Origin of the sequence: Marinobacter sp. JSM 1782161 (assembly GCF_011421605.1) — a bacterium.
GTDB lineage: Bacteria > Pseudomonadota > Gammaproteobacteria > Pseudomonadales > Oleiphilaceae > Marinobacter_A > Marinobacter_A bohaiensis.
Genome location: NZ_WSSA01000002.1, coordinates 1,808,300 through 1,827,930, shown reverse-complemented (window position 1 = coordinate 1,827,930; position 19,631 = coordinate 1,808,300). Strand labels below are relative to the sequence as shown.

Sequence of the window (19,631 nt, the reverse complement as noted above, 5' to 3'; positions counted from 1 at the left end):
GAGTTCCGCCGGTCCCCTCAGATCCCCGGCGCCGAGCCTTCCGGCAGATAACGGGCGATGATCTCGTCGAGCGTGCCGGAGCGGCGCAGATCCGTCAGCGTTCTGTTGAAACCGTCCATCAGCGGTGCCCACTTGGGCGCGAACATCAGCCGATACTCGGTCACGTCCAGCGCCACCGGCTCGATGCGGAAGCGGGACTGCCAGCCGTGCTGGCGGATGATCCATTGCGCCGCCCGTCGGTTGGCCACGCCGCCCTGCAGGTGCTGGCCGTTATGCAGTCGCTGCAACATGTTCAGGGTGTTGGGCACGTCGATGCGCCTGATCCGGCCCGACGCAAAGCGGCTTTCCAGTCTGGGGTGGTGATAGCCCAGGTTGGTCAGCAGGATCGTGCCCTCCAGGTCGTCCAGCGTGCGCGAGTGCAATGGGCTGTCAGCGCGGCGGAAGATGCTATCGCGGGCCTTGAGGATGCCGTCGGTAAACACGAAAGCGTCCGGTTGGTCGGTCCATTCCCTTGCACGCATTGTCACATCCAGTTCGTCGCGTAGCAGGAAGCCGTCGACCCGCTTGGTGGGTATCTGCTGCACCTCCAGTTGGTAATCGTGCTGCCGGGCCAGGATCACCATCACATCCCAGAAGATGCCCGAGACCGAGCCGTCGTCGTGAACCATCGTGTAGGGCGGGTAGCCTCCCGGCGATACGTTGAAGCGAATGGGACCCTCGGGCAGGCGCGTGTCGGTCCCGGCATCGACCGGGGCGGCCAACACGGCCGGAACGACAATCAACAACAGCAACAGCGTTTTCAGGGGCATGGGCAGATACTTCTCGCAATGCGTCCGCTTTTGGGGCCCCGCCTGGGTTTCCGTAGTGCAGTCGGGGACTCAGGTTTAATATAGCGGATAGGGGGGCAGATGCGTTGATCCGGAGCGGTGGATTGCTCGAAAAATCATCCGGCGCGGGTCCGCGGACGTATCCCGAGAAAAAGGGAGAGGCGAGATGAGCGTGACACGCCGATTCAGATCCTGTCGATCCGGCGCCCGCAGGTGGGCGCTGTTGCTGTGCCTGGTATTCAGCAGTCCGTTGGCGGCCGACGACCGAGCGCCGACGGACGCCGTGGAAACGGTGATCCGAGCCCAACTGGAAGCCTTTTCCGAAGACAACGACGAAGCCGCCTTCAGCTATGCCTCGCCTGCCATCCAGCGAGGGTTCGCCAGCGCCCGGGAGTTCGCCAACATGGTGCGCAGTCGCTACCCGGCGGTATACGAGGCCGCCACCGTGCGTTTCCGCGAGCAGGTGCCCCATCCCGGGTTCGTGGTGCAGCGGGTGCAACTGCTGGGGCCCAACGGCCTTTACTGGGACGCTTACTATCGCATGGAGCGGGAAGGGGAGGAGTGGCGCATCGGCGGTGTGGTGCTGGAGGAAGTTGCCGGCGGTATCTGACCGGCCGGCCTTCCCGTCATGACGTTGCGTCGAGCGCCTGGCGGATCAGCGCCTTCTGGTGCTCGGCGAAGCCAACAATCTGCGTTTCGGCGGCATCGGCATCCCGCGCCAGCACCGCTTCGGTCAGCCGCGCGAAAAACGCGGCGGTGCGGTCCAGATCCTGCTGGTATCGATCGGCGCAGAAATAGTAGGTTCGGCTCACGGCCGGCTTGAAGTTGGCCAGCGTCTCACTCAGGTACGGATTGCCCACCACCCCGGCACACTGATCCAGTACCTCGAAACTGGCCTGCACCACGGCCAGTATGTCCGGCGGTCGGGCGTAAAGTTGCCCCGTAACCCGCTTGATGGCCTCCAGCATGGGCGCCCGGTCGGCTTCCTCCCAGCGTTCGCAGAGACGACGCGCCAGCATGATCAGCAGGTGCATGTAGATGTCGTAGAGCTCCGCGGCGTAGGTGGCGTTCAACTGCGTTGCCCGCGCGCCCTTGCGCGGCGTGATCTCCACCAGGTGCCAGCGGGTCAGGGTATACAGCGCTTCCTTCACCGACGCCCGGCTGACGTCCAGTTCGCCGGCAATCGTGGCTTCGTGCAGTCGTTCCCCCGGTTTGATCTCGCCAGTCATCACGCGTTCGGCCAGATAGTTGGCGATCTGCTCGGCCAGCGTGTTGGGCGTCTGGAAGTCCATAAAGTCCTGCCTGTTCTGAAGATTTCAACCCGACCCGCCGGATCGCGCCGCTTTGCATCCTAGCACAGTGGTTATGGGCCAGTGGCTTGGCCGCTGGGGCCGTCTTTCCAACAACGTTTGATTTTTGATTTATTGTCCTACAATGTATCAAAATAATTTGGCGCCATCGGGCCGGGACGCGAGCATCGCCCCGACCGCAACGCCAAAGAACGAACGCGAGACGTCACAACAGCAACAACAAGAGGTATTCCCGTGAACCCACAGCAACGCACCCTGGACCTGACCGACGCGCGCCGCCGCATTCTGCTGCGCCTCAAGAAATACAGTTTCCTGATCGCCCTGCTGCCGCTGGCGCTGCCACTGCTCCTGCTTCGGGCCGGTGAGGCAAGCGGCTGGATCAATCTGTTTGCCTGGGGCGTGCCGGTGGTGGTGTTCGGCGTCATCCCGCTGCTGGACCTGATGCTGGGGCAGGACGCCATGAACCCCGACGAGGAGGTCGACGTACCCCGCATGAACCTCGAACGCTTCTACCGCGCATTGACGCTCGGCTGGGTGGCGGCGTTCACCGGACTGCTGGTGTGGGGCCTGTTCGTTCTGGCCGACGGTCGGTTCTCACCGCTGGGAGGCGTCGGATGGGTGTTCTCCATCGGCATCGTCGGCGGGTTGGGGATTAACGTGGCTCACGAACTGATTCACAAGGACGGCCGCCTGGAAACCTGGGCTGGCGGCTGGTTGCTGGCGCTGGTGGGCTACGGCGGCTTCAAGGTGGAACACATCCGCGGCCACCACGTGCACGTCTCGACGCCGGAGGACGCCTCGTCATCCCGCTACAACCAGAGCCTCTACCAGTTCCTGCCCCAGGCCTACCGGCGCAATTTCATGAACGCCTGGCGCCTGGAAGCCCAGAAGCTGACGCGCAAGGGCCATTCGCCGCTGAGCTGGCGCAACGAGTTGATCTGGTGGTACGGCATCACAGTGTTGGCGCTGGTGGCGTGCACGCTGGGCTTTGGCTGGCTGGGGGCCGCGTACTTCCTGGGGCAGTGTTTTGTCGCCTTTACCCTGCTGGAAATCGTCAACTACCTGGAGCATTACGGCCTGCATCGCCGCAAGCTGGAAAACGGCCGTTACGAGCGGACCACGCCGGCCCACAGCTGGAATTCCAACTACTTCCTGACCAATGTGTTCCTGTTCCACCTGCAACGCCACAGCGACCATCACGCCTACGCCAAGCGCCGCTACCAGGTGCTGCGCCACCACGACGTCGCGCCACAGCTACCGGCGGGTTACGCCACCATGGTGGTGCTGGCGCTGGTTCCGCCGCTGTGGATGCGGATCATGAATCCGCGGGTGGAGGCGTATTATCAGGGGGAGGAGCACCAGTTGGTGTGAAAACACACTGCGAGCATTGAGCGCTCCTTGTAAGGGAGCGGCCCACTGCCATGTAGCCGAAGCTTTAGCTTCGGAGGGCCCGGTAGGGCCCCTTATCGCTCTGGAGTTTCTCGATCATTGCGGCCACCCAGCGGGCGGCTCGGAAGCTAAAGCTTCCGCTACATTTCAAATGCTCACCCCTCGCGGCGCTCCTCCTGGTCCTCCTCGAACAACCGCGTGAGCTCCTCGGCGGCGTCCCGGGAAGACTGGAGGATCTTGGCCGCATCGTGATGCAATCCCTTCTCGTGCTGACGGGCCAGGTTGCGCTGGTCGGTCTCCTGGAAGAGTTTGACCAGATCCTGTGCCTCGTCCCGCTCGCGGCCCAGGCTGACGAGCATCTCTTCGGCCATCAGCAGCGCTGAGTGGTAGGTTTCCCGCACCAGCCAGCGCACGCCGGCGTCCATCAGCATGTGGGCGTGCCGGCGGTTGCGGGCGCGGGCGAGGATGCGCACGTCCGGGAAATACTTGCGCACCAGGTTGACCGTGCGCAGGGACGCGTCGATGTCGTCGATGGCCAGGATGAACACCTTCGCCTCACCCACGCGGGCGGCCCGCAGCACGTCCAGTTGCGACGCGTCGCCATAATGCACCTTGTTGCCGAAGCGGCGCACCACGTCCACCTGATCCGGGTTCACGTCCAGGGCGGTGAACGGCACGTTCAGGGAGCGCAGCAGACGCCCGCTGATCTGGCCGAAGCGCCCGAAGCCGGCGATGACCGCCCCGGTGCGGCCGTCCTCGATGGTGTCGAAGGGCGGCTTCTCCTCGCCGCCAAGCCGGGCGACGATCCGCTCGAATACCGTCAGTGCAAGCGGCGTCAGCACCATCGAAATGGTCACCACCGCAATCAGCTGCTCGTGCAGGGTGCGATCGATCAGTGCCAGTTGCGTGGCCAGGGAAAAGATCACGAAACCGAACTCACCGCCCTGGCTGAGCAGCAACCCCAGGCGCAGCGCACTGATGCCGCCCAGCTTGCCACCCCAATGACCGATGGCGGCGATCAACAAAGCCTTGATCAGCATCAGCCCGGCGGCGCCGGCGATCAGGATCAGCGGATCGGCCAACACGGCCCCCAGGTTCAGCGTCATACCCACGGAGATGAAGAACAGGCCGAGCAGCAGGCCCTTGAACGGCTCGATGTCGGCTTCAAGCTGATGCCGGAATTCCGAATCGGCCAGCAGCACACCCGCCACGAAAGCGCCCAGGGCCATCGACAGGCCCACCGACTCCATCAGGTAGGCGGTGCCGGTGACGACCAGCAGGGCGGCGGCGATGGAAACCTCGCGCACGCGGGTGGCGTGGATGAAGCGCAGGGCGTGGCGCAGCAGGTAGCGACCGGCGACCACGATGATGGCGAAAGTCACCGCCACCTGGCCGATGCCCAGCAGAATCTCCGTCCAGTTGGTGGCCTCTTCCGCGTCGCCGGACACCAGAAAGGGGATGAACGCCAGCATGGGCACGGCGGCCATGTCCTGGAACAGCAGGATGGTGAACGCCAGCCGGCCATGACCGGTGGCCAGTTCTTTCTTCTCGGCCAGCAGTTGCAGCACGAACGCTGTTGAAGACAGGGCCAGACCGCATCCCAGAACGATGGCCAGGGCGATGTCGCGGCCCGTCAGGACAACCAGCCCGCCGATGATCAGCATCGCCGTCAGCACCTGCAGGGAGCCCAGTCCGAAAATGGGTTTGCGCAGGGCGCGCAAACGGGAGAACTGAAGCTCCAGGCCGATCACGAACATCAGCAGCACCACGCCGAATTCGGAAATGTGCAGCATGTTGTCCACATCGCCCACCACGCCGATTCCGTGTGGACCGATCAGCATGCCGGCGGCGATATAGCCGAGCAGGGCGCCAAGGCCCGCGCGCTTGAACAGGGGCACGGCGATGACCGCGACGAGGAAGAGAACGACGAGCTGGCCTAAGGGATTCATGGGTGTCCTTACTGGCTGAAATCACGGGCATGCATCGAGCTAATGCCTTGAAAGTTTAGCCGATGCGCCCCATCGTTAATGTAGTGGTAAACCTCCGCGCTTTGAATGCCAGACAGGGAGCCCCGAAAAAACGGCGGCCCCGCAGGCGCTGCCCGCGGCCAATTTTCTCACCGAATTTTCCCGAAGGTCCCCGGCGAATAGCGGGGATCCGATGACTGCATCAACACAGGAGCCAAGACATGTCGCCCCATTTTGAGGAAGCCCCCGGTCTGTCGGAAGACATCGATCCGGCAACGGACGGTTACGTCTTCAACCAGACCATGATGCGCATCAAGGACCCCAAGCGCAGCCTGGATTTCTACTCCCGGGTGTTGGGTATGCGATTGATCCGTAAACTGGATTTCCCGGAGATGAAGTTTACCCTCTATTTCCTGGGCTACCTGGACGACCGCCAGGCCACCACCGTGCCGTCCGATGACGGCCATCGCACCACCTACATCTTCGCCCGCGAGGCGATGCTGGAGTTGACCCACAACTGGGGCACGGAAGACCAGGACGACTTCGAATACCACAACGGCAACGACGAGCCCCAGGGCTTCGGCCACATTGGTATCGCAGTGCCTGACGTTTACCAGGCCGCCGAGCGTTTCGAGTCCCTGGGCGTGCCGTTCCAGAAGCGACCGGACGACGGCAAGATGAAGGGCCTCGCTTTCATCCGCGATCCGGATGGCTACTGGATCGAGATCCTCCAGCCCAACATGCTGGAGCGCCAGCGGAAGGAAGAGCAGGCGTAAGGGCTCTGGAGGCAGACGAGAAGGCCGGGTTATCCCGGCCTTTTTTGTGTCTTGAATGCGATGAAGTGGCGGGATGCGCCTCAAAATGTAGCAGAAGCTTCAGCTTCTCAGGCGCCGAAGGTGCTCCAGTGGCCATTCGGCAGGCCCGTGGCCTGCTCCGAAGTGCTACATTGGATGGTGCCATCCAGAGTCCCTGCGGATGCCGGCCTTCCCCGGCTTGCTCCGATACGGTCGTCGCTACTGCGACGTCTCGTCGGCTTCCTTCCGCCGCGCCGCCGACCCGCTACGCGATGCCACCAACACGGACACCGTCAGCACCACGGCACCGATCACGCCCAGCAATCCCAGCGCCTCTCCAAGGATTATCCACGCCAGCAGTGCGGCGAACAGCGGCTCCAGGGTCACGATGATGCTGGAGGTGGTGGCCGGTGTGCTCTGCATGCCCTTGAAGAAACACACATAGCCCACGCAGGTGGGCACGATGCCGATGTAGGCGATCAGCAGCCAGTCGAGCCCATCCAGCTGGGGCAGAATATCCAGTGCACCGGTGCCAGCCGCGATTGGGGCCAGCGCAACGGCGCCGGTGGTGAAACAGATAAAGGCGGTGGTGAATACCGAGCCGCCACCGGACACGTGCCGGCTGGTCAGCGTGAACGCCGCATAGACCGCCGCAGCGGCCACGGCAATGAAGATGCCGCCTAGCCGGGCTGCGTCAGGATTGCGGACGTCGCCGGACACCAGCAACAGGGTGCCAGCGATGGCGCTGATCAGGGCGATGACCGTAGTGCGGGTGGGTTTTTCGCCGAGCAGCGGTGCGGCGGCGATGGCCACAAACACCGGCGCGAGGCAGAGCGTGATCAGGGTCGCGATGCCGGCGCCGGTCAGATCCACCGCCCAGAGATAGGTGCCCTGGTAGGCCGCCTGCAACAGCCCCAGGCCCATCAGGCCGATCACCAGGCCGCGGCTGATCCGGTTCGTGGTGTTACGGCGATCACGCCACATCAGCAGGCCGAAGAACGGGCAGGCGATGCAGAGCCGGAAGAATGCCAGAGCGATGGGCTCCAGCTCGCTGTGGTTGAACAGGGTCTTGGCCGCAATGCTGGTGGTGGCCCACAGGGCGGCGGCGATAGCAATCAGGATGGCGCCGCGCAGGGCGTCATGGGAACGCAATGATGTGGTCATGGAAAATCTCTTGTCCGGTTAAACAAAACGCTGAAACGGGAATAGAAGCGACGACCGGACAGGCAGGCGCGATCACTCAGGCCGGGGTGGCCAGAGCATGACGAGTCCGTATCCGGTTCAGGACCGGACGGGTGGGGGTGTGCGTTTTCCGAAAAGGACGGTTGAATCAATCATGCGGCGAGATTAGCTGGAAATCGTGAGGGAGGCAACCTGCGGGCGGCGCCCGCAGGAACGCCGCTTACTGGACGGTGATGTGATCGCGGTTGGCGTCCAGCGTCAGTTGGCCGATGCCGTTGACCTTGTCCAGGTCGGACACGCTGGCGAACGGGCCATTGCCGTCGCGGTAATCGATGATGGCCTGGGCTTTGACTTCGCCGACGCCGTCCAGCTGACTGGAAAGGGTCTTGGCGTCCGCGGTGTTGATGTTGACCTGAGTGGGAGCCGCTTCCTGAGCCGGCTGGGTGTCAGCGGCGACGGCAACGTTGGACAGCGCGGTGGCCAGAACGAAAAAGGCGGTGATCAGTGCTTTCATCTGAGACTACTCCTACAACGGTTGTTTTTGCGTTATCGCAAGGACCGACTGCGGATTGTCAACGCCTGGTGGCCGTGGCCGGGAATGCAGCGCACGACGGCGCCAGAAACAGACAAATGGAGAGCAAGACTTCCGGATCGACGATATAAACAGACCGTTGGCCCGATCAGGCCCAAGCCGACCGCTGGGGATCAAGGGATAACGAAATGGCTGAAACAAGAATGGTCGAGCTGATGTGAAAGACGAAAAGTCACGGAATACGGGCCCACAAATCCCTGTGCACCCGTTCCGTGGCTTAAATTTGCCCTGTCCGCGGGCTGTACGTCCCTATAGGCCTGATCCTTCAGGCGAGTCATCCTTGCACCGCCCAATCCGTTGGGCTGATCTTTCCCTGTCCGCCTGTTCCGTCAGGCGAGATACGTCCCTGTCCTGCATCCATGCAGTTCTGCGTCCTTGCTGAAAACAAGTTTACTGGATTGGCGAATTCGGCAAACCGGACATTCCCGCTGCGCGATGTAGGAAATGGATTACACCGGCGTAATCATCCGGAAAGGTGGTGTGTCAGCCGGCGCTACTCAGGGCTTCCGGGGCGGCTTCCAGTGCCTGCAGCAGGCGATCGCCGGACCACTGGCCGCCCGGTTCCCGCTCGGCCTGGCGAATCAGCGCCACGAGTCGGCGGTTGATCGGTGCGTCCCGTCCCAGCGATTGCGCCAGCTGCGCCACCTCGCCATTGATCCAGTCCACCTCGGTACGTCGGCCGGCCTGCAGATCCTCCCACATGGAGGAGCGCGCCAGCGGGTCGATGGCGAGCATCGTGCGGGCCAGATGGCGGAACAGCCAGTCCGGCAAGCCCAGAAGTGTGGGCAGCAGGCCCATCGGCAGCCCGGTGAGTTTAACCGTGGCGATGCCGGCTTCCCGCAGCAGACCCAGCGTTTCGCGCTGGGCCATGGCCAGGCAGCGCCGGTACGCCCGCTGCGACAGTTCGGTCTTGAGCGGCAGGCCGGACAAGGCGTTGATCGGGTTGTTCAGGTTCAGCAGCAGTTTGGACCAGAGCACTGAATCCATGTCGTCGCGCACGTCCAGCGGCAGCCCGGCGCGGGCGAACGTTTCCAGCAGCGCCGGTGACAGGCTGGCATCCCGGGCCGTCATGAGATGGCCTTCGGTGCCTTGATGGAAGTGACCCGGGGCTCGCTGCAATACATTGAACGGCACCATGCCCGCCAGTACGACCTGCTCGGGCAGCAGAGGCGCCAGGCGCCGGGCGTTGCTGATGCCGTTCTGCAGGCTGATCACCGGGATGCCCGGGCGCAGGTGCGGCGCCATGGCGCGGGCGGCGTCTTCGGTGGCGGCGGACTTGACCGTAAGCAGCACCAGGTCGGCGTTGGCGAGCGCGGCCGGATCGGTGGTGTACTCCGTGTCCGAAAGCTGGATCGAGGCATCCAGCCCCTGGTAGTCGCTGACCCGCAGCGGCGTGCTGGTCAGCAAGGCCTGGAGCCTCGGGCGCCCGATCATGATGACGTCGGCGCCGGTGGCGAGCAGGCGTCCGCCCAGGTAGCAGCCAATACTCCCGGCGCCAAAAAGGGCGATGCGTGGCATCTCTTGCATGGTGTCGTGTCCGGTTTGTTGTTGTGATGCGGCGGTTGCGGGCCAATGTCGCGTGCCCCCGGATGAACGATAGCGCCATCGGCCGTGGCAGTCTGTCAACGAGTGGACAGTTTATTCCCTCGCCCCAAATGTTGCGTTTTCAGCCGGTGCCACGCCGGATGCCCGGTTTCCGTTATGACGGTCCACGGAGGGTCGTCCCGGCGGCGCTCCGTTCATGCCCTGTATGGAGGTGGCGCGACGGCCGATGGCTGGTCCCGGTGCGAAATTGGGGAGGCTATGTCCGCACTGTCGATGAGCAGCCGATGTGACGCAGCGCCAATTGAGTGCATGTCTGGGCGAGGAAGCCGGCTGTTTCTATGAGGATGCGTAACATTTTGCTTTGTCGTTACTTTTTCCGGCGTGCGAATTGTCTCACGGGCACCTGTTTGGAGCACTGTTTTGGTGCGGAGAAAGAGCGGGTGTCTTGTATTTGGGCGTGGCCGCCAGCGAATGGCGCACTATTTGTTGTCCAATTGGTCAAATAAGGCAATGAAAAATAAGAAAAAAACGGGGAGTGGAATGCACGATGCAATGATCGGTTGGCGTTTTGAAACATTGGAAACTCAACCAGGTACAAAGGACGCACACTCCATGAAGATCAAAAAGCAAATAAAAGCAGGACTCTCTGCGCTGGCTCTCTCCATCTCTGTATCCGTCACCGCATCCGCGGCGGACGAAGGCCCGATTAAAGTAGGCATCCTCCATTCCCTGTCCGGCACCATGGCCATCAGTGAATCCACCCTGAAAGACACCATGCTCATGCTGATCGAAAAGCAGAATGAGGAAGGCGGTCTGTTGGGTCGCGAGCTGGAGCCGGTGGTGGTGGACCCGGCGTCCAACTGGCCGCTGTTCGCCGAGAAGGCCCGCGAGCTGCTGGCCAAGGACAAAGTCGACGTCATCTTCGGTAACTGGACGTCCGTCTCCCGTAAATCCGTGCTGCCGGTGGTCGAGGAACTGAACGGCCTGCTGTTCTACCCGGTCCAGTACGAAGGAGAAGAATCCTCCGAGAACGTGTTCTACACCGGCGCGGCGCCCAACCAGCAGGCGATCCCGGCGGTGGATTACCTGATGAACGAAGTCGGCGTTGAGCGCTGGGTGTTGGCGGGCACCGACTACGTCTACCCGCGCACCACCAACAAGATCCTTGATGCGTATCTGAAAGATCACGGTGTGGCCGATGCCGACATCATGATCAACTACACGCCGTTCGGTCATTCCAACTGGCAGTCCATCGTCTCCGACATCAAGGCGTTCGGCAGCCAGGGCAAGAAAACCGCCGTGGTCTCCACCATCAACGGCGACGCCAACGTGCCGTTCTACCGCGAGCTGGCCAACCAGGGCATCAAGGCCGAAGACATCCCGGTCGTGGCCTTCTCCGTGGGTGAGCAGGAGCTGTCCGGCATCGACACCGGCCCGCTGGTCGGTCACCTGGCCGCGTGGAACTACTTCATGAGCGTCGACACCGACGTCAACTACGACTTCATCGACCAGTGGATCGACTACACCGGTAACGAGGAAGCGGTCACCAACGACCCGATGGAAGCGCACTACATCGGCTTCAACATGTGGAAGGAAGCGGTCAAGAAAGCCGGCACCGCCGACGTGGATGCGGTTAAGGACGCCATCATCGGGGTGTCCGTGCCCAACCTGACCGGCGGCTACGCCACCATGATGCCCAACCACCACATCACCAAGCCGGTGCTGATCGGCGAGATCCAGGACAACGGCCAGTTCTCCGTCGTCTGGCAGACCCCGTCCACGGTCGCCGGCGATGCCTGGTCTGACTTCCTGCCGGGCTCCAAGGACCTGATCAGTGACTGGCGCAAGCCGCTCAAGTGCGGCAACTACAACGTCGTCACCAAGTCCTGCGGCGGCGCGGCCGAAGAGGCCGCCGAGTAAGGCTGTACCAATGGGTGCGGGTGCCTGCGGGCATCCGCACCTACCCCGAACGACCGGAACAACCCGAAACCAACAACAGGACGGGCGCTTCGGAAAGGGATCGCCAGCGCGCTTGCTTTCCAAAGCGTCCGCCCGGAAAGGATTCACCTTGGATAGGACGCAACCATGAGCATCCGTCGATCGCTCACACAGCTGCTTATTGCCTGCCTGCTGTCGTTGCCCGTGCTGGTTCACGCACAGGCCAATGACGAGCAGGCTCAGTCGTTACTGGCCCAGTTGGCCGACGGCTCCTACTCGCAGAAAGCCGGGATTGTCGGCGAGATCGCCCGCAGCGGCGACGACCGCGCCCGCGGCTGGCTGGAAGCCTTCTCCGACGGCAAGCTGGCCCGCATCGAACCGTCCAAAGGCGACGCCGAGGGCTCTCCCGACTTCGTGATCGTTCTCTCGAACCGCGGCCGCAACTGGAAGGTCCAGGACGCCCTGACCGGCGAGGACCTGGGTGAGATGTCCCGGCGCGACCTGGACACCATCCGCGTCAACAACTCCCTGCGCAGCGAGATCGACAGCATCCTGTCGGTGATCGACCTCACCGTCGACGACGCCGACCAGCGCCTGGACGCGGCACGCGGCCTGCGCGGCAGCGTCGACGAAGCCATGGCGGCGAAACTGGCCGAGCTGATGGCCACCGAAGACGACGCGACCGTCCGCGCCACCCTGCAAGAGGCCATCGCCATCCACCGGGTCGAGGATCTGGGCGACGTGGACGCCGTGGCGACGCTGTCCGGCAGCCTCAACTCGGAAGCCCGCGCGGCCCTCAACACCGCCACCTACAGCGACGATCCGGCCCTCAAGGCCGCCGCCGAAGACGCGCTGGCGACCATCGAAACCAAACTCAAGTGGAACCGCGCCGCCGAAACCCTGTACTTCGGCCTGTCGCTGGGTTCCGTGCTGGTGCTGGCGGCCATTGGCCTGGCCATCACCTTCGGCGTCATGGGCGTCATCAACATGGCGCACGGCGAGCTGATCATGCTCGGCGCCTACACCACCTGGGGCATGCAGCAACTGCTGCCGGGCCAGCCGGGTCTGGCGTTGCTGCTGTCGATTCCCGCCGGCTTCCTGGTGGCGGCCCTGGCGGGCGTGGCCATCGAGCGCAGCGTGATCCAGTTCCTCAAGGGGCGCCCGCTGGAAACCCTGCTGGCCACGTTCGGCATCAGCCTGATCCTGCAGCAGCTGGTGCGCACCGTGATTTCCCCGCTCAACCGCACGGTCATCACGCCGGAGTGGATGAGCGGCTCGATCATGGTCAACGAGGCCCTGTCCCTCACGCTCAACCGGCTCTACATCATCGGCTTCGCGCTGATCGTGTTCGCCGGGCTGATGCTGATCATGCGCAAGACCCGGCTGGGGCTGGAAGTGCGCGCCGTTACCCAGAACCGCGCCATGGCCCGTTCCATGGGCATCAAGGCCACCAAGGTGGACATCATGACCTTCGCCCTGGGCTCCGGCGTGGCCGGACTGGCGGGCGTGGCCCTGTCGCAGATCACCAACGTCGGTCCCAACCTGGGCCAGAACTACATCATCGACTCCTTCATGGTGGTGGTGTTCGGCGGCGTCGGTAACCTCTGGGGCACCCTGGTCGCCGGCCTGTCCCTGGGCACCATCAACCAGCTGCTGGAGCCCTGGGCGGGCGCCGTGCTGGCCAAGATCGTGGTGCTGGTCTTCATCATCCTGTTCATCCAGAAACGCCCGCGCGGATTGTTCCCGCAGAAGGGCCGTGCCGCGGAGGGTTAGGGATGTCCTATCAAACGAGCTTTTTAAATCCGTGTTCTGTCGGGTTGCCGACTCGTGCAGGGCAGTGGTTCGAAAAATCAGTTAGAAGGGACACCTAATGCTTCAGTCCAAACCCTGGCTGGTACGCCCCTTCACCGAGCGTTCCACCCAACTGTTCCTGGGCGTGCTGTTCCTGGCGATGATCGTGGTGTCCGTGCTGCACCTGGTCATGCCGGAAGGCAGCGCCCTGTACGTGAGTTCCTACACCGTCACCCTGCTGGGCAAGTACCTGTGCTACGCGCTGCTGGCGGTGGCCGTCGATCTGGTCTGGGGCTACCTCGGTATCCTCAGCCTGGGCCACGGCGCCTTCTTTGCCCTCGGCGGCTACGCCATGGGCATGTACCTGATGCGCCAGATCGGCGATCGCGGCGTCTACGGCGACCCGGTCCTGCCGGACTTCATGGTGTTCCTGAACTGGGATTCGCTGCCCTGGTACTGGCACGGCTTCGACATGGCCTGGTTCGCCTTCATCATGGTGCTGCTGGCCCCGGGCCTGCTGGCGCTGGTGTTCGGCTTCCTCGCCTTCCGCTCGCGGGTGACCGGCGTGTACCTGTCGATCATCACCCAGGCGCTGACCTTCGCGCTGATGCTGGCCTTCTTCCGCAACGAGATGGGCTTCGGCGGCAACAACGGGCTGACCGACTTCAAGGACATCCTCGGCTTTGACCTGCGCACCGACGGCGCCCGCCTCGGGCTGTTCATCGCCACCGGCATCGCGCTGGCGGTGGGCTACGTGATCTGCCGCGCCATCGTCACCTCCAAGCTGGGCCGCGTCAGCGTGGCCTGCCGCGACGCCGAGGCGCGCACGCGCTTCATCGGTTACCGGGTCGAGCGGGTGCAGCTGTTCGTGTTCACCGTCTCCGCCATGCTGGCGGGGGTGGCCGGGGCGCTCTACGTGCCACAGGTGGGCATCATCAACCCCAGCGAATTCTCGCCGCTGTTCTCCATCGAGATCGTGGTGTGGGTGGCCCTGGGCGGGCGCGCGACGCTCTACGGGGCGGTTATCGGCGCCATCATCGTCAACTACGCCAAGACGGTGTTCACCGGCATCATGCCGGACGCGTGGCTGTTCGCCCTGGGCGCGCTGTTCGTGCTGGTCACCGTGTTCCTGCCCAAGGGCATTGCCGGCCTGCTGCCGGGGAACCGCAAGAAAGCGGACGATGACGCCGCCGACCCGCCCACCAGCGCCAAGGAGGCCACGGCATGAGCATTATGACGGAGCTGGCCCAGCGCGACCGGGTCTTCGATTTCCTGACCCCGACGGCGTCCCCGGTGGACGTCCGTCACGGGCCGATCCTGTACCTTGAAGACGTCACCGTCAGCTTTGACGGCTTCAGGGCCATCAACAACCTGAACCTGACCATCGACGACGGCGAACTGCGCTGCATCATCGGCCCCAACGGCGCGGGCAAGACCACGATGATGGACATCATCACCGGCAAGACCCGCCCGGACGTGGGCTCGGTCTGGTTCGGCAGCCGCCACAACCTGCTGACGATGAACGAGCCGGACATCGCCACCCTCGGCATCGGCCGCAAGTTCCAGAAGCCCACCGTGTTCGAGGCCCTGACCGTGTTCGAGAACCTCGAACTGGCCATGGCCACCGACAAGCGGGTGCTGCCGACGCTGACCGCCAGGCTCACCGGCGAGGCCAGGGACCGCATCGGCGAGGTGCTGGAAACCATCGGCCTCACCAGCCTGCGCCACCGCGAGGCGGGCATTCTCTCCCACGGCCAGAAACAGTGGCTGGAGATCGGCATGCTGCTGATGCAGAAGCCGCGCCTGCTGCTGGTGGACGAACCCGTCGCCGGCATGACCGAACAGGAAATGGAGCGCACCGCCGAACTGCTCACCAGCCTGGCGGGCAAGCAGTCCGTAGTGGTGGTGGAGCACGACATGGGCTTCGTCCGCTCCATCGCCCGCACCGTGACCGTGCTGCACCAGGGCAGCGTGCTGGCGGAAGGTTCCATGGACGACGTGTCCAACGATCCCAAGGTGATCGAAGTCTATCTGGGGGAGGGCGCCTGATGCTCAAGATCGAAAAACTCAACCAGTTCTACGGCGAGAGTCACACCCTCTGGGACCTCGACCTCGACGTGCCCCAGGGCCAGTGCACCTGCGTGATGGGGCGCAACGGCGTGGGCAAGACCACCCTGATGAAGTGCGTCATGGGCGAGGAAACCACCAAGGATGGCCGCATGCTGTTCGCCGGCGACGTGGAATTGACCCAACGCAAGATCGAGGACCGATCCCGGCTCGGCATCGGCTATGTTCCCCAGGGGCGGCAGATTTTCCCGCTGCTGACCGTCGAGGAGAACCTGCGCACTGGCCTCGCCGTGCGGCAGGACGGGCTCAAGAGCATTCCCGAACGGGTCTACGAACTGTTCCCGGTGCTCAAGGAAATGAAGAACCGCCGCGGCGGGGATCTCTCCGGCGGCCAGCAACAGCAGCTGGCCATCGGCCGGGCGCTGGTGATCGAGCCGCGCCTGCTGATCCTCGACGAACCGGGCGAGGGCATCCAGCCCAACATCGTCGCCCAGATCGGCGAGGTCATCCGCAAGCTGATCGAGGAGGACGGACTGACCGTGCTGCTGGTGGAACAGAAACTGCCGTTCGCCCGCAAGTACGCCGACCGTTTCGCCATCATGGACCGGGGCCGTCGCGTGGCTGAAGGCGAGATCGCCGAGCTGTCCGACGCACTCATCAAGCAGCACCTGACCGTATGACGATTTTTGCACCCCTGAACGCGCCGCTGCCCAACGACCGCGCGTCCGCCAACGACTCCGGCCACCGCTTCGACACCGAACGGCACTGGGCGGCGGCGATCGAACTGGGCTTCGAGGCCCGGCGCGAGTCGCTGCAGCGCATCACGCGACTGGTCCGCCGCCGCCACGTCGGCCCGCTGCGGGTCCAGAAACCCTTCTACCCGGAAGGCCGCGACGGCTGCTGCCACGTCTACCTGCTGCACCCGCCGGGCGGGCTGGTCAGCGGCGACGCGCTGTCGATCAGCGCCTCCCTGGGGGAAGGGGCGCATGCCCTGCTGACCACTCCCGCCGCCGCCAAGTTGTACAAGGCCGACAGCCACGGCGTCGCCTGGGGCCAGCACACCCATCTCAGCGTCGCCGACGGCGCCACCCTGGAATGGCTGCCCCAGGAAACCCTCGCCTTCGACGGCTCCCGGGGCGAACAGACCACCACCATCGACCTCGCCGGTTCGGCCCGCTGCATCGGCTGGGAAGTGCTGGCCCTCGGTCGTCCGGTGGGGGATCTGCCGTTCGTCAGCGGCCATCTGGAGCAACGCTTCCGCCTGACCCGCGACGGCCGCCCCCTGTGGATCGAACGCCAGCCCATGGACCCGACGCACCCCCGGTTCAAAGGTCATTGGGGGCAGGGCGGCAGCACTGTCCAGGCGACGCTTTGGGCGGTGGGGTTAGAGGATGAAAACGAAGCCATCGAAGCCCTGCGCGAACAGATCACCGCGTCCCCGAGATGGGCGGTCACCCGCCGCCGGGGCGTGTTGCTGCTGCGCTACATCGGCCACGAACGCAACGAAGCCTGGGCCATTTGCCAGCAGGCGTGGGAAATTCTGAGGCCGAGGATGACCGGCCAGGAGGCGCATATACCGCGCATCTGGCTGACATAGATGTACGAGCCAATGTAGCCGATGCTTCAGCTTCGGAGGCGTCGCTAGACGCCCGGCCAACACATGGCAGCCCTGTGGCCTGCTCCAAAGCTAAAGCGTCGGCTACACCAGAAAAGACAAAAGAACATCGCAAACAACGGAGTTACGACGATGGAACTCACCCCCAGAGACAAAGACAAGCTGATGCTGTTCACCGCAGCACTGCTCGCCGAGCGCCGCAAGGCCAAGGGCCTCAAGCTCAACTACCCGGAATCCGTGGCCCTGATCAGCGCCGAAATCCTCGAGGGCGCCCGTGAAGGCCGCACCGTCGCGGAACTCATGAGCCTGGGCACCGAAGTGCTGACCCGGGACGACGTGATGGAAGGCGTCGCGGAAATGGTCGACGAGGTGCAGGTGGAAGCGACGTTCCCCGACGGCACCAAACTCGTGACTGTTCATAACCCGATAGTTTGAGGAGCCCGCAGATGATTCCCGGCGAATACCAGATCAAGGACGGCGACATCGAGCTCTGCGCCGGCCGCGAACGCATCACCGTTGAGGTGGGTAACACCGGCGACCGCCCGGTGCAGATCGGCTCCCACTACCACTTTGCCGAAGCCAACCCGGCGCTCACCTTCGACCGCAAGAAAGCCACCGGCTACCGGCTGGACATCGCCGCCGGCACCGCGATCCGCTTCGAGCCGGGCCAGACCCGCGAAGTCACCCTGATTCCCTACGCCGGCGAGCGCGAGATCTACGGCTTCCGGGGTGAGGTCATGGGCAAGGTCGACGGTAACTAGGAATTCTGGAGGTGAGCGGGCGAATCCATCCGGGACCGTCGGCAGCATGGACGCTGCCGTCGAGCCTACAGGGACGTATTTATTGCGTGTCCCGGATGGATTCGACCGCTCGCCCTGGCACGGACTCAGAAAGTCGAGGCAGACAATGAAAATCAGCAGACAAGCCTACGCCGACATGTACGGCCCCACCGTGGGCGACCGCGTGCGGCTCGGGGACACCGAACTCTGGATCGAGGTTGAAAAAGACCACACCCACTACGGCGACGAAGTAAAATTCGGCGGCGGCAAAGTCATCCGCGACGGCATGGGCCAGAGCCAGCGCTGCGACGACGCGGTCATGGACACCGTCATCACCAACGCCCTGATCCTCGACTGGTGGGGCGTCGTCAAAGCCGACGTAGGTATCCAGAAAGGCCGCATCGCCGCCATCGGCAAGGCGGGTAACCCGGACACCCAGCCGGACGTCGAGATCGTCATCGGCCCGGGCACCGAAATCATCGCGGGGGAGGGCAAGGTCCTCACCGCCGGCGGCATCGACCCGCACATCCATTTCATCTGCCCGCAGCAGGTGGAAGAAGCCCTGATGAGCGGCATCACCACCATGCTTGGTGGCGGCACCGGGCCGGCCACCGGCACCAACGCCACCACCTGCACACCGGGCCCCTGGCACATCGGCAAGATGCTGCAGGCGGTGGACACGCTGCCCATGAACATCGGCTTCCTCGGCAAGGGCAACGCCTCCCTGCCGGAAGCGCTGGAAATCCAGGTGGAAGCGGGCGTGATCGGCCTCAAGCTGCACGAAGACTGGGGCACCACCCCGGCCAGCATCGACAACTGCCTGACCGTGGCGGACAAGTACGACGTGCAGGTGGCCATCCACACCGACACCCTGAACGAGTCCGGCTTCGTCGAAGACACCCTGGCGGCGTTCAAGGACCGCTGCATCCACACCTTCCACACGGAAGGGGCGGGCGGCGGCCACGCGCCGGACATCATCACCGCGTGCTCGAAAGCCAACGTGCTGCCGTCGTCCACCAACCCGACGCGGCCCTACACGGTGAACACCATCGACGAGCACCTGGACATGCTGATGGTCTGCCACCACCTGGACCCGAACATCCCGGAAGACGTGGCCTTCGCCGACTCCCGCATCCGCCGCGAGACCATCGCCGCCGAGGACATCCTCCACGACATGGGCGTGATCTCCATGATCTCCTCCGACTCCCAGGCTATGGGCCGGGTGGGCGAGGTTATCTGCCGCACCTGGCAGACCGCCCACAAGATGAAAGTCCAGCGCGGCCTGCTGCCGGAAGACCAGGAGCTGGGCGCCGACAACTTCCGCGCCAAGCGCTACATCGCCAAGTACACCATCAACTCCGCCATCACCCACGGCATCGCGCACGACGTGGGCTCGGTGGAAGTGGGCAAGCTGGCGGACCTGGTGCTGTGGAGCCCGGCCTTCTTCGGCGTGAAGCCCGCCACCATTATCAAGGGCGGCATGATCGCCGCGGCGCCGATGGGCGACCCGAACGCCTCCATCCCCACGCCGCAGCCGGTGCACTACCGCCCCATGTTCGGCGCCTACGGCAAGGCCGCCAGTGCCATCCGCCTGACCTTCGTCAGCCAGGCCGCACTGGACGCCGGCATCGACAAGGCGCTGGGGCTGGACAGCCCGCTGTCCGCCTGCAAAGGGGTGCGCCAGGTGCGCAAGGGCGACATGAAACTCAACGACGCCTGCCCGACGCTGACCGTCGACCCGCAGACCTACGAGGTCCACGCCGACGGCGAGCTGCTCACCTGCGAGCCGGCCACCGAACTGCCGCTGGCCCAGCGTTATCACCTGTTCTGAGGAC

18 protein-coding genes are annotated in these 19,631 nt (G+C 64.1%); 12 read left to right on the top strand and 6 right to left on the bottom strand.

Translation table 11 applies throughout. The features are described 5' to 3' along the window. Positions 1-17: 17 nt before the first annotated feature. A complete protein-coding gene (locus GQB00_RS08150) occupies positions 18-809 on the bottom strand; it encodes a substrate-binding periplasmic protein (protein ID WP_111494774.1) in 792 nt (263 codons plus the stop codon). Between the two features lie 241 nt (positions 810-1,050). Here GQB00_RS08150 and GQB00_RS08145 point away from each other — a divergent pair, with 241 nt between their 5' ends. Then, positions 1,051-1,437 (top strand): DUF4864 domain-containing protein, encoded by a 387-nt coding sequence (locus GQB00_RS08145; protein WP_228276683.1) that lies wholly within the window; start codon positions 1,051-1,053, stop codon positions 1,435-1,437. 16 nt (positions 1,438-1,453) lie between these two features. Here the strand turns inward: GQB00_RS08145 and GQB00_RS08140 are convergent, their stop codons facing one another. After that, on the bottom strand, positions 1,454-2,119 hold the full coding sequence (locus GQB00_RS08140; protein WP_111494776.1) for a GntR family transcriptional regulator: 666 nt from the start codon (positions 2,117-2,119) through the stop codon (positions 1,454-1,456). Between the two features lie 252 nt (positions 2,120-2,371). On the opposite strand from GQB00_RS08140, the gene GQB00_RS08135 reads away from it, so the two are divergent. Beyond that, positions 2,372-3,508 (top strand): alkane 1-monooxygenase, encoded by a 1,137-nt coding sequence (locus GQB00_RS08135; RefSeq protein ID WP_323127256.1) that lies wholly within the window; start codon positions 2,372-2,374, stop codon positions 3,506-3,508. Positions 3,509-3,681: 173 nt separating this feature from the next. Here GQB00_RS08135 and GQB00_RS08130 read toward each other — a convergent pair whose 3' ends face one another. Next, entirely contained in the window at positions 3,682-5,475 is a 1,794-nt protein-coding gene (locus GQB00_RS08130) for a monovalent cation:proton antiporter-2 (CPA2) family protein (protein ID WP_165855863.1), read from the bottom strand. Between the two features lie 239 nt (positions 5,476-5,714). Between GQB00_RS08130 and gloA the strand changes: the two genes are divergently transcribed. Continuing rightward, positions 5,715-6,269: a lactoylglutathione lyase gene (gene gloA, locus GQB00_RS08125; protein ID WP_111494782.1), complete on the top strand. Its 555-nt coding sequence runs from the start codon at positions 5,715-5,717 to the stop codon at positions 6,267-6,269. A 237-nt stretch (positions 6,270-6,506) separates the two neighbouring features. On the opposite strand, the gene GQB00_RS08120 is transcribed toward gloA, so the two are convergent. The 3 genes from GQB00_RS08120 to GQB00_RS08110 form a co-directional block, all read right to left on the bottom strand. Beyond that, entirely contained in the window at positions 6,507-7,451 is a 945-nt protein-coding gene (locus tag GQB00_RS08120; RefSeq protein ID WP_165855862.1) for a DMT family transporter, read from the bottom strand. A gap of 238 nt (positions 7,452-7,689) precedes the next feature. After that, positions 7,690-7,983, bottom strand: coding sequence for a ComEA family DNA-binding protein (locus tag GQB00_RS08115; RefSeq protein ID WP_165855861.1), 294 nt, complete (start codon positions 7,981-7,983; stop codon positions 7,690-7,692). Between the two features lie 561 nt (positions 7,984-8,544). Further along, complete coding sequence (locus GQB00_RS08110) at positions 8,545-9,588, bottom strand: 2-dehydropantoate 2-reductase (RefSeq protein ID WP_207950639.1); 1,044 nt, start codon at positions 9,586-9,588, stop codon at positions 8,545-8,547. 630 nt (positions 9,589-10,218) lie between these two features. Between GQB00_RS08110 and urtA the strand changes: the two genes are divergently transcribed. The 9 genes from urtA (at position 10,219) to ureC (ending at position 19,627) form a co-directional block, all read left to right on the top strand. Next, positions 10,219-11,526, top strand: a complete 1,308-nt coding sequence (gene urtA / locus GQB00_RS08105; RefSeq protein WP_165855860.1) for an urea ABC transporter substrate-binding protein — start codon at positions 10,219-10,221, stop codon at positions 11,524-11,526. A gap of 165 nt (positions 11,527-11,691) precedes the next feature. Next, on the top strand, positions 11,692-13,317 hold the full coding sequence (urtB, locus tag GQB00_RS08100; protein ID WP_165855859.1) for an urea ABC transporter permease subunit UrtB: 1,626 nt from the start codon (positions 11,692-11,694) through the stop codon (positions 13,315-13,317). A 97-nt stretch (positions 13,318-13,414) separates the two neighbouring features. After that, positions 13,415-14,563 carry an urea ABC transporter permease subunit UrtC gene (urtC, locus tag GQB00_RS08095; RefSeq protein WP_165855858.1) on the top strand — a complete coding sequence of 383 codons (1,149 nt, stop codon included), beginning with the start codon at positions 13,415-13,417 and terminating at the stop codon, positions 14,561-14,563. Between the two features lie 5 nt (positions 14,564-14,568). Continuing rightward, on the top strand, positions 14,569-15,384 hold the full coding sequence (urtD, locus tag GQB00_RS08090; RefSeq protein ID WP_228276770.1) for an urea ABC transporter ATP-binding protein UrtD: 816 nt from the start codon (positions 14,569-14,571) through the stop codon (positions 15,382-15,384). Beyond that, positions 15,384-16,082 (top strand): urea ABC transporter ATP-binding subunit UrtE, encoded by a 699-nt coding sequence (gene urtE, locus GQB00_RS08085; protein ID WP_165855856.1) that lies wholly within the window; start codon positions 15,384-15,386, stop codon positions 16,080-16,082. Before urtD ends, urtE begins: the two co-directional genes overlap by 1 nt. Next, positions 16,079-16,999 (top strand): urease accessory protein UreD, encoded by a 921-nt coding sequence (locus GQB00_RS08080; protein ID WP_165855855.1) that lies wholly within the window; start codon positions 16,079-16,081, stop codon positions 16,997-16,999. Before urtE ends, GQB00_RS08080 begins: the two co-directional genes overlap by 4 nt. A 150-nt stretch (positions 17,000-17,149) precedes the next feature. Further along, positions 17,150-17,452, top strand: coding sequence for an urease subunit gamma (gene ureA, locus GQB00_RS08075; protein ID WP_111494800.1), 303 nt, complete (start codon positions 17,150-17,152; stop codon positions 17,450-17,452). An 11-nt stretch (positions 17,453-17,463) separates the two neighbouring features. After that, the gene (locus GQB00_RS08070; RefSeq protein ID WP_165855854.1) at positions 17,464-17,778 is read left to right on the top strand and encodes an urease subunit beta; all 315 of its coding nucleotides are present in this window, start codon (positions 17,464-17,466) and stop codon (positions 17,776-17,778) included. Between the two features lie 145 nt (positions 17,779-17,923). Continuing rightward, on the top strand, positions 17,924-19,627 hold the full coding sequence (gene ureC / locus GQB00_RS08065; RefSeq protein WP_165855853.1) for an urease subunit alpha: 1,704 nt from the start codon (positions 17,924-17,926) through the stop codon (positions 19,625-19,627). Positions 19,628-19,631: the final 4 nt, after the last annotated feature.

Excerpts from the sequence above, each read along its gene's own strand:
- GQB00_RS08150 (WP_111494774.1), bottom strand. The coding sequence starts at position 809 with ATGCCCCTGAAAACGCTGTTGCTGTTGTTGATTGTCGTTCCGGCCGTG.
- GQB00_RS08140 (WP_111494776.1), bottom strand. The coding sequence starts at position 2,119 with ATGGACTTCCAGACGCCCAACACGCTGGCCGAGCAGATCGCCAACTAT.
- GQB00_RS08130 (WP_165855863.1), bottom strand. The coding sequence starts at position 5,475 with ATGAATCCCTTAGGCCAGCTCGTCGTTCTCTTCCTCGTCGCGGTCATC.
- gloA (WP_111494782.1), top strand. The coding sequence starts at position 5,715 with ATGTCGCCCCATTTTGAGGAAGCCCCCGGTCTGTCGGAAGACATCGAT.
- GQB00_RS08120 (WP_165855862.1), bottom strand. The coding sequence starts at position 7,451 with ATGACCACATCATTGCGTTCCCATGACGCCCTGCGCGGCGCCATCCTG.
- GQB00_RS08115 (WP_165855861.1), bottom strand. The coding sequence starts at position 7,983 with ATGAAAGCACTGATCACCGCCTTTTTCGTTCTGGCCACCGCGCTGTCC.
- GQB00_RS08110 (WP_207950639.1), bottom strand. The coding sequence starts at position 9,588 with ATGCAAGAGATGCCACGCATCGCCCTTTTTGGCGCCGGGAGTATTGGC.
- urtA (WP_165855860.1), top strand. The coding sequence starts at position 10,219 with ATGAAGATCAAAAAGCAAATAAAAGCAGGACTCTCTGCGCTGGCTCTC.
- urtB (WP_165855859.1), top strand. The coding sequence starts at position 11,692 with ATGAGCATCCGTCGATCGCTCACACAGCTGCTTATTGCCTGCCTGCTG.
- urtC (WP_165855858.1), top strand. The coding sequence starts at position 13,415 with ATGCTTCAGTCCAAACCCTGGCTGGTACGCCCCTTCACCGAGCGTTCC.
- urtD (WP_228276770.1), top strand. The coding sequence starts at position 14,569 with ATGACGGAGCTGGCCCAGCGCGACCGGGTCTTCGATTTCCTGACCCCG.
- urtE (WP_165855856.1), top strand. The coding sequence starts at position 15,384 with ATGCTCAAGATCGAAAAACTCAACCAGTTCTACGGCGAGAGTCACACC.
- GQB00_RS08080 (WP_165855855.1), top strand. The coding sequence starts at position 16,079 with ATGACGATTTTTGCACCCCTGAACGCGCCGCTGCCCAACGACCGCGCG.
- ureA (WP_111494800.1), top strand. The coding sequence starts at position 17,150 with ATGGAACTCACCCCCAGAGACAAAGACAAGCTGATGCTGTTCACCGCA.
- GQB00_RS08070 (WP_165855854.1), top strand. The coding sequence starts at position 17,464 with ATGATTCCCGGCGAATACCAGATCAAGGACGGCGACATCGAGCTCTGC.
- ureC (WP_165855853.1), top strand. The coding sequence starts at position 17,924 with ATGAAAATCAGCAGACAAGCCTACGCCGACATGTACGGCCCCACCGTG.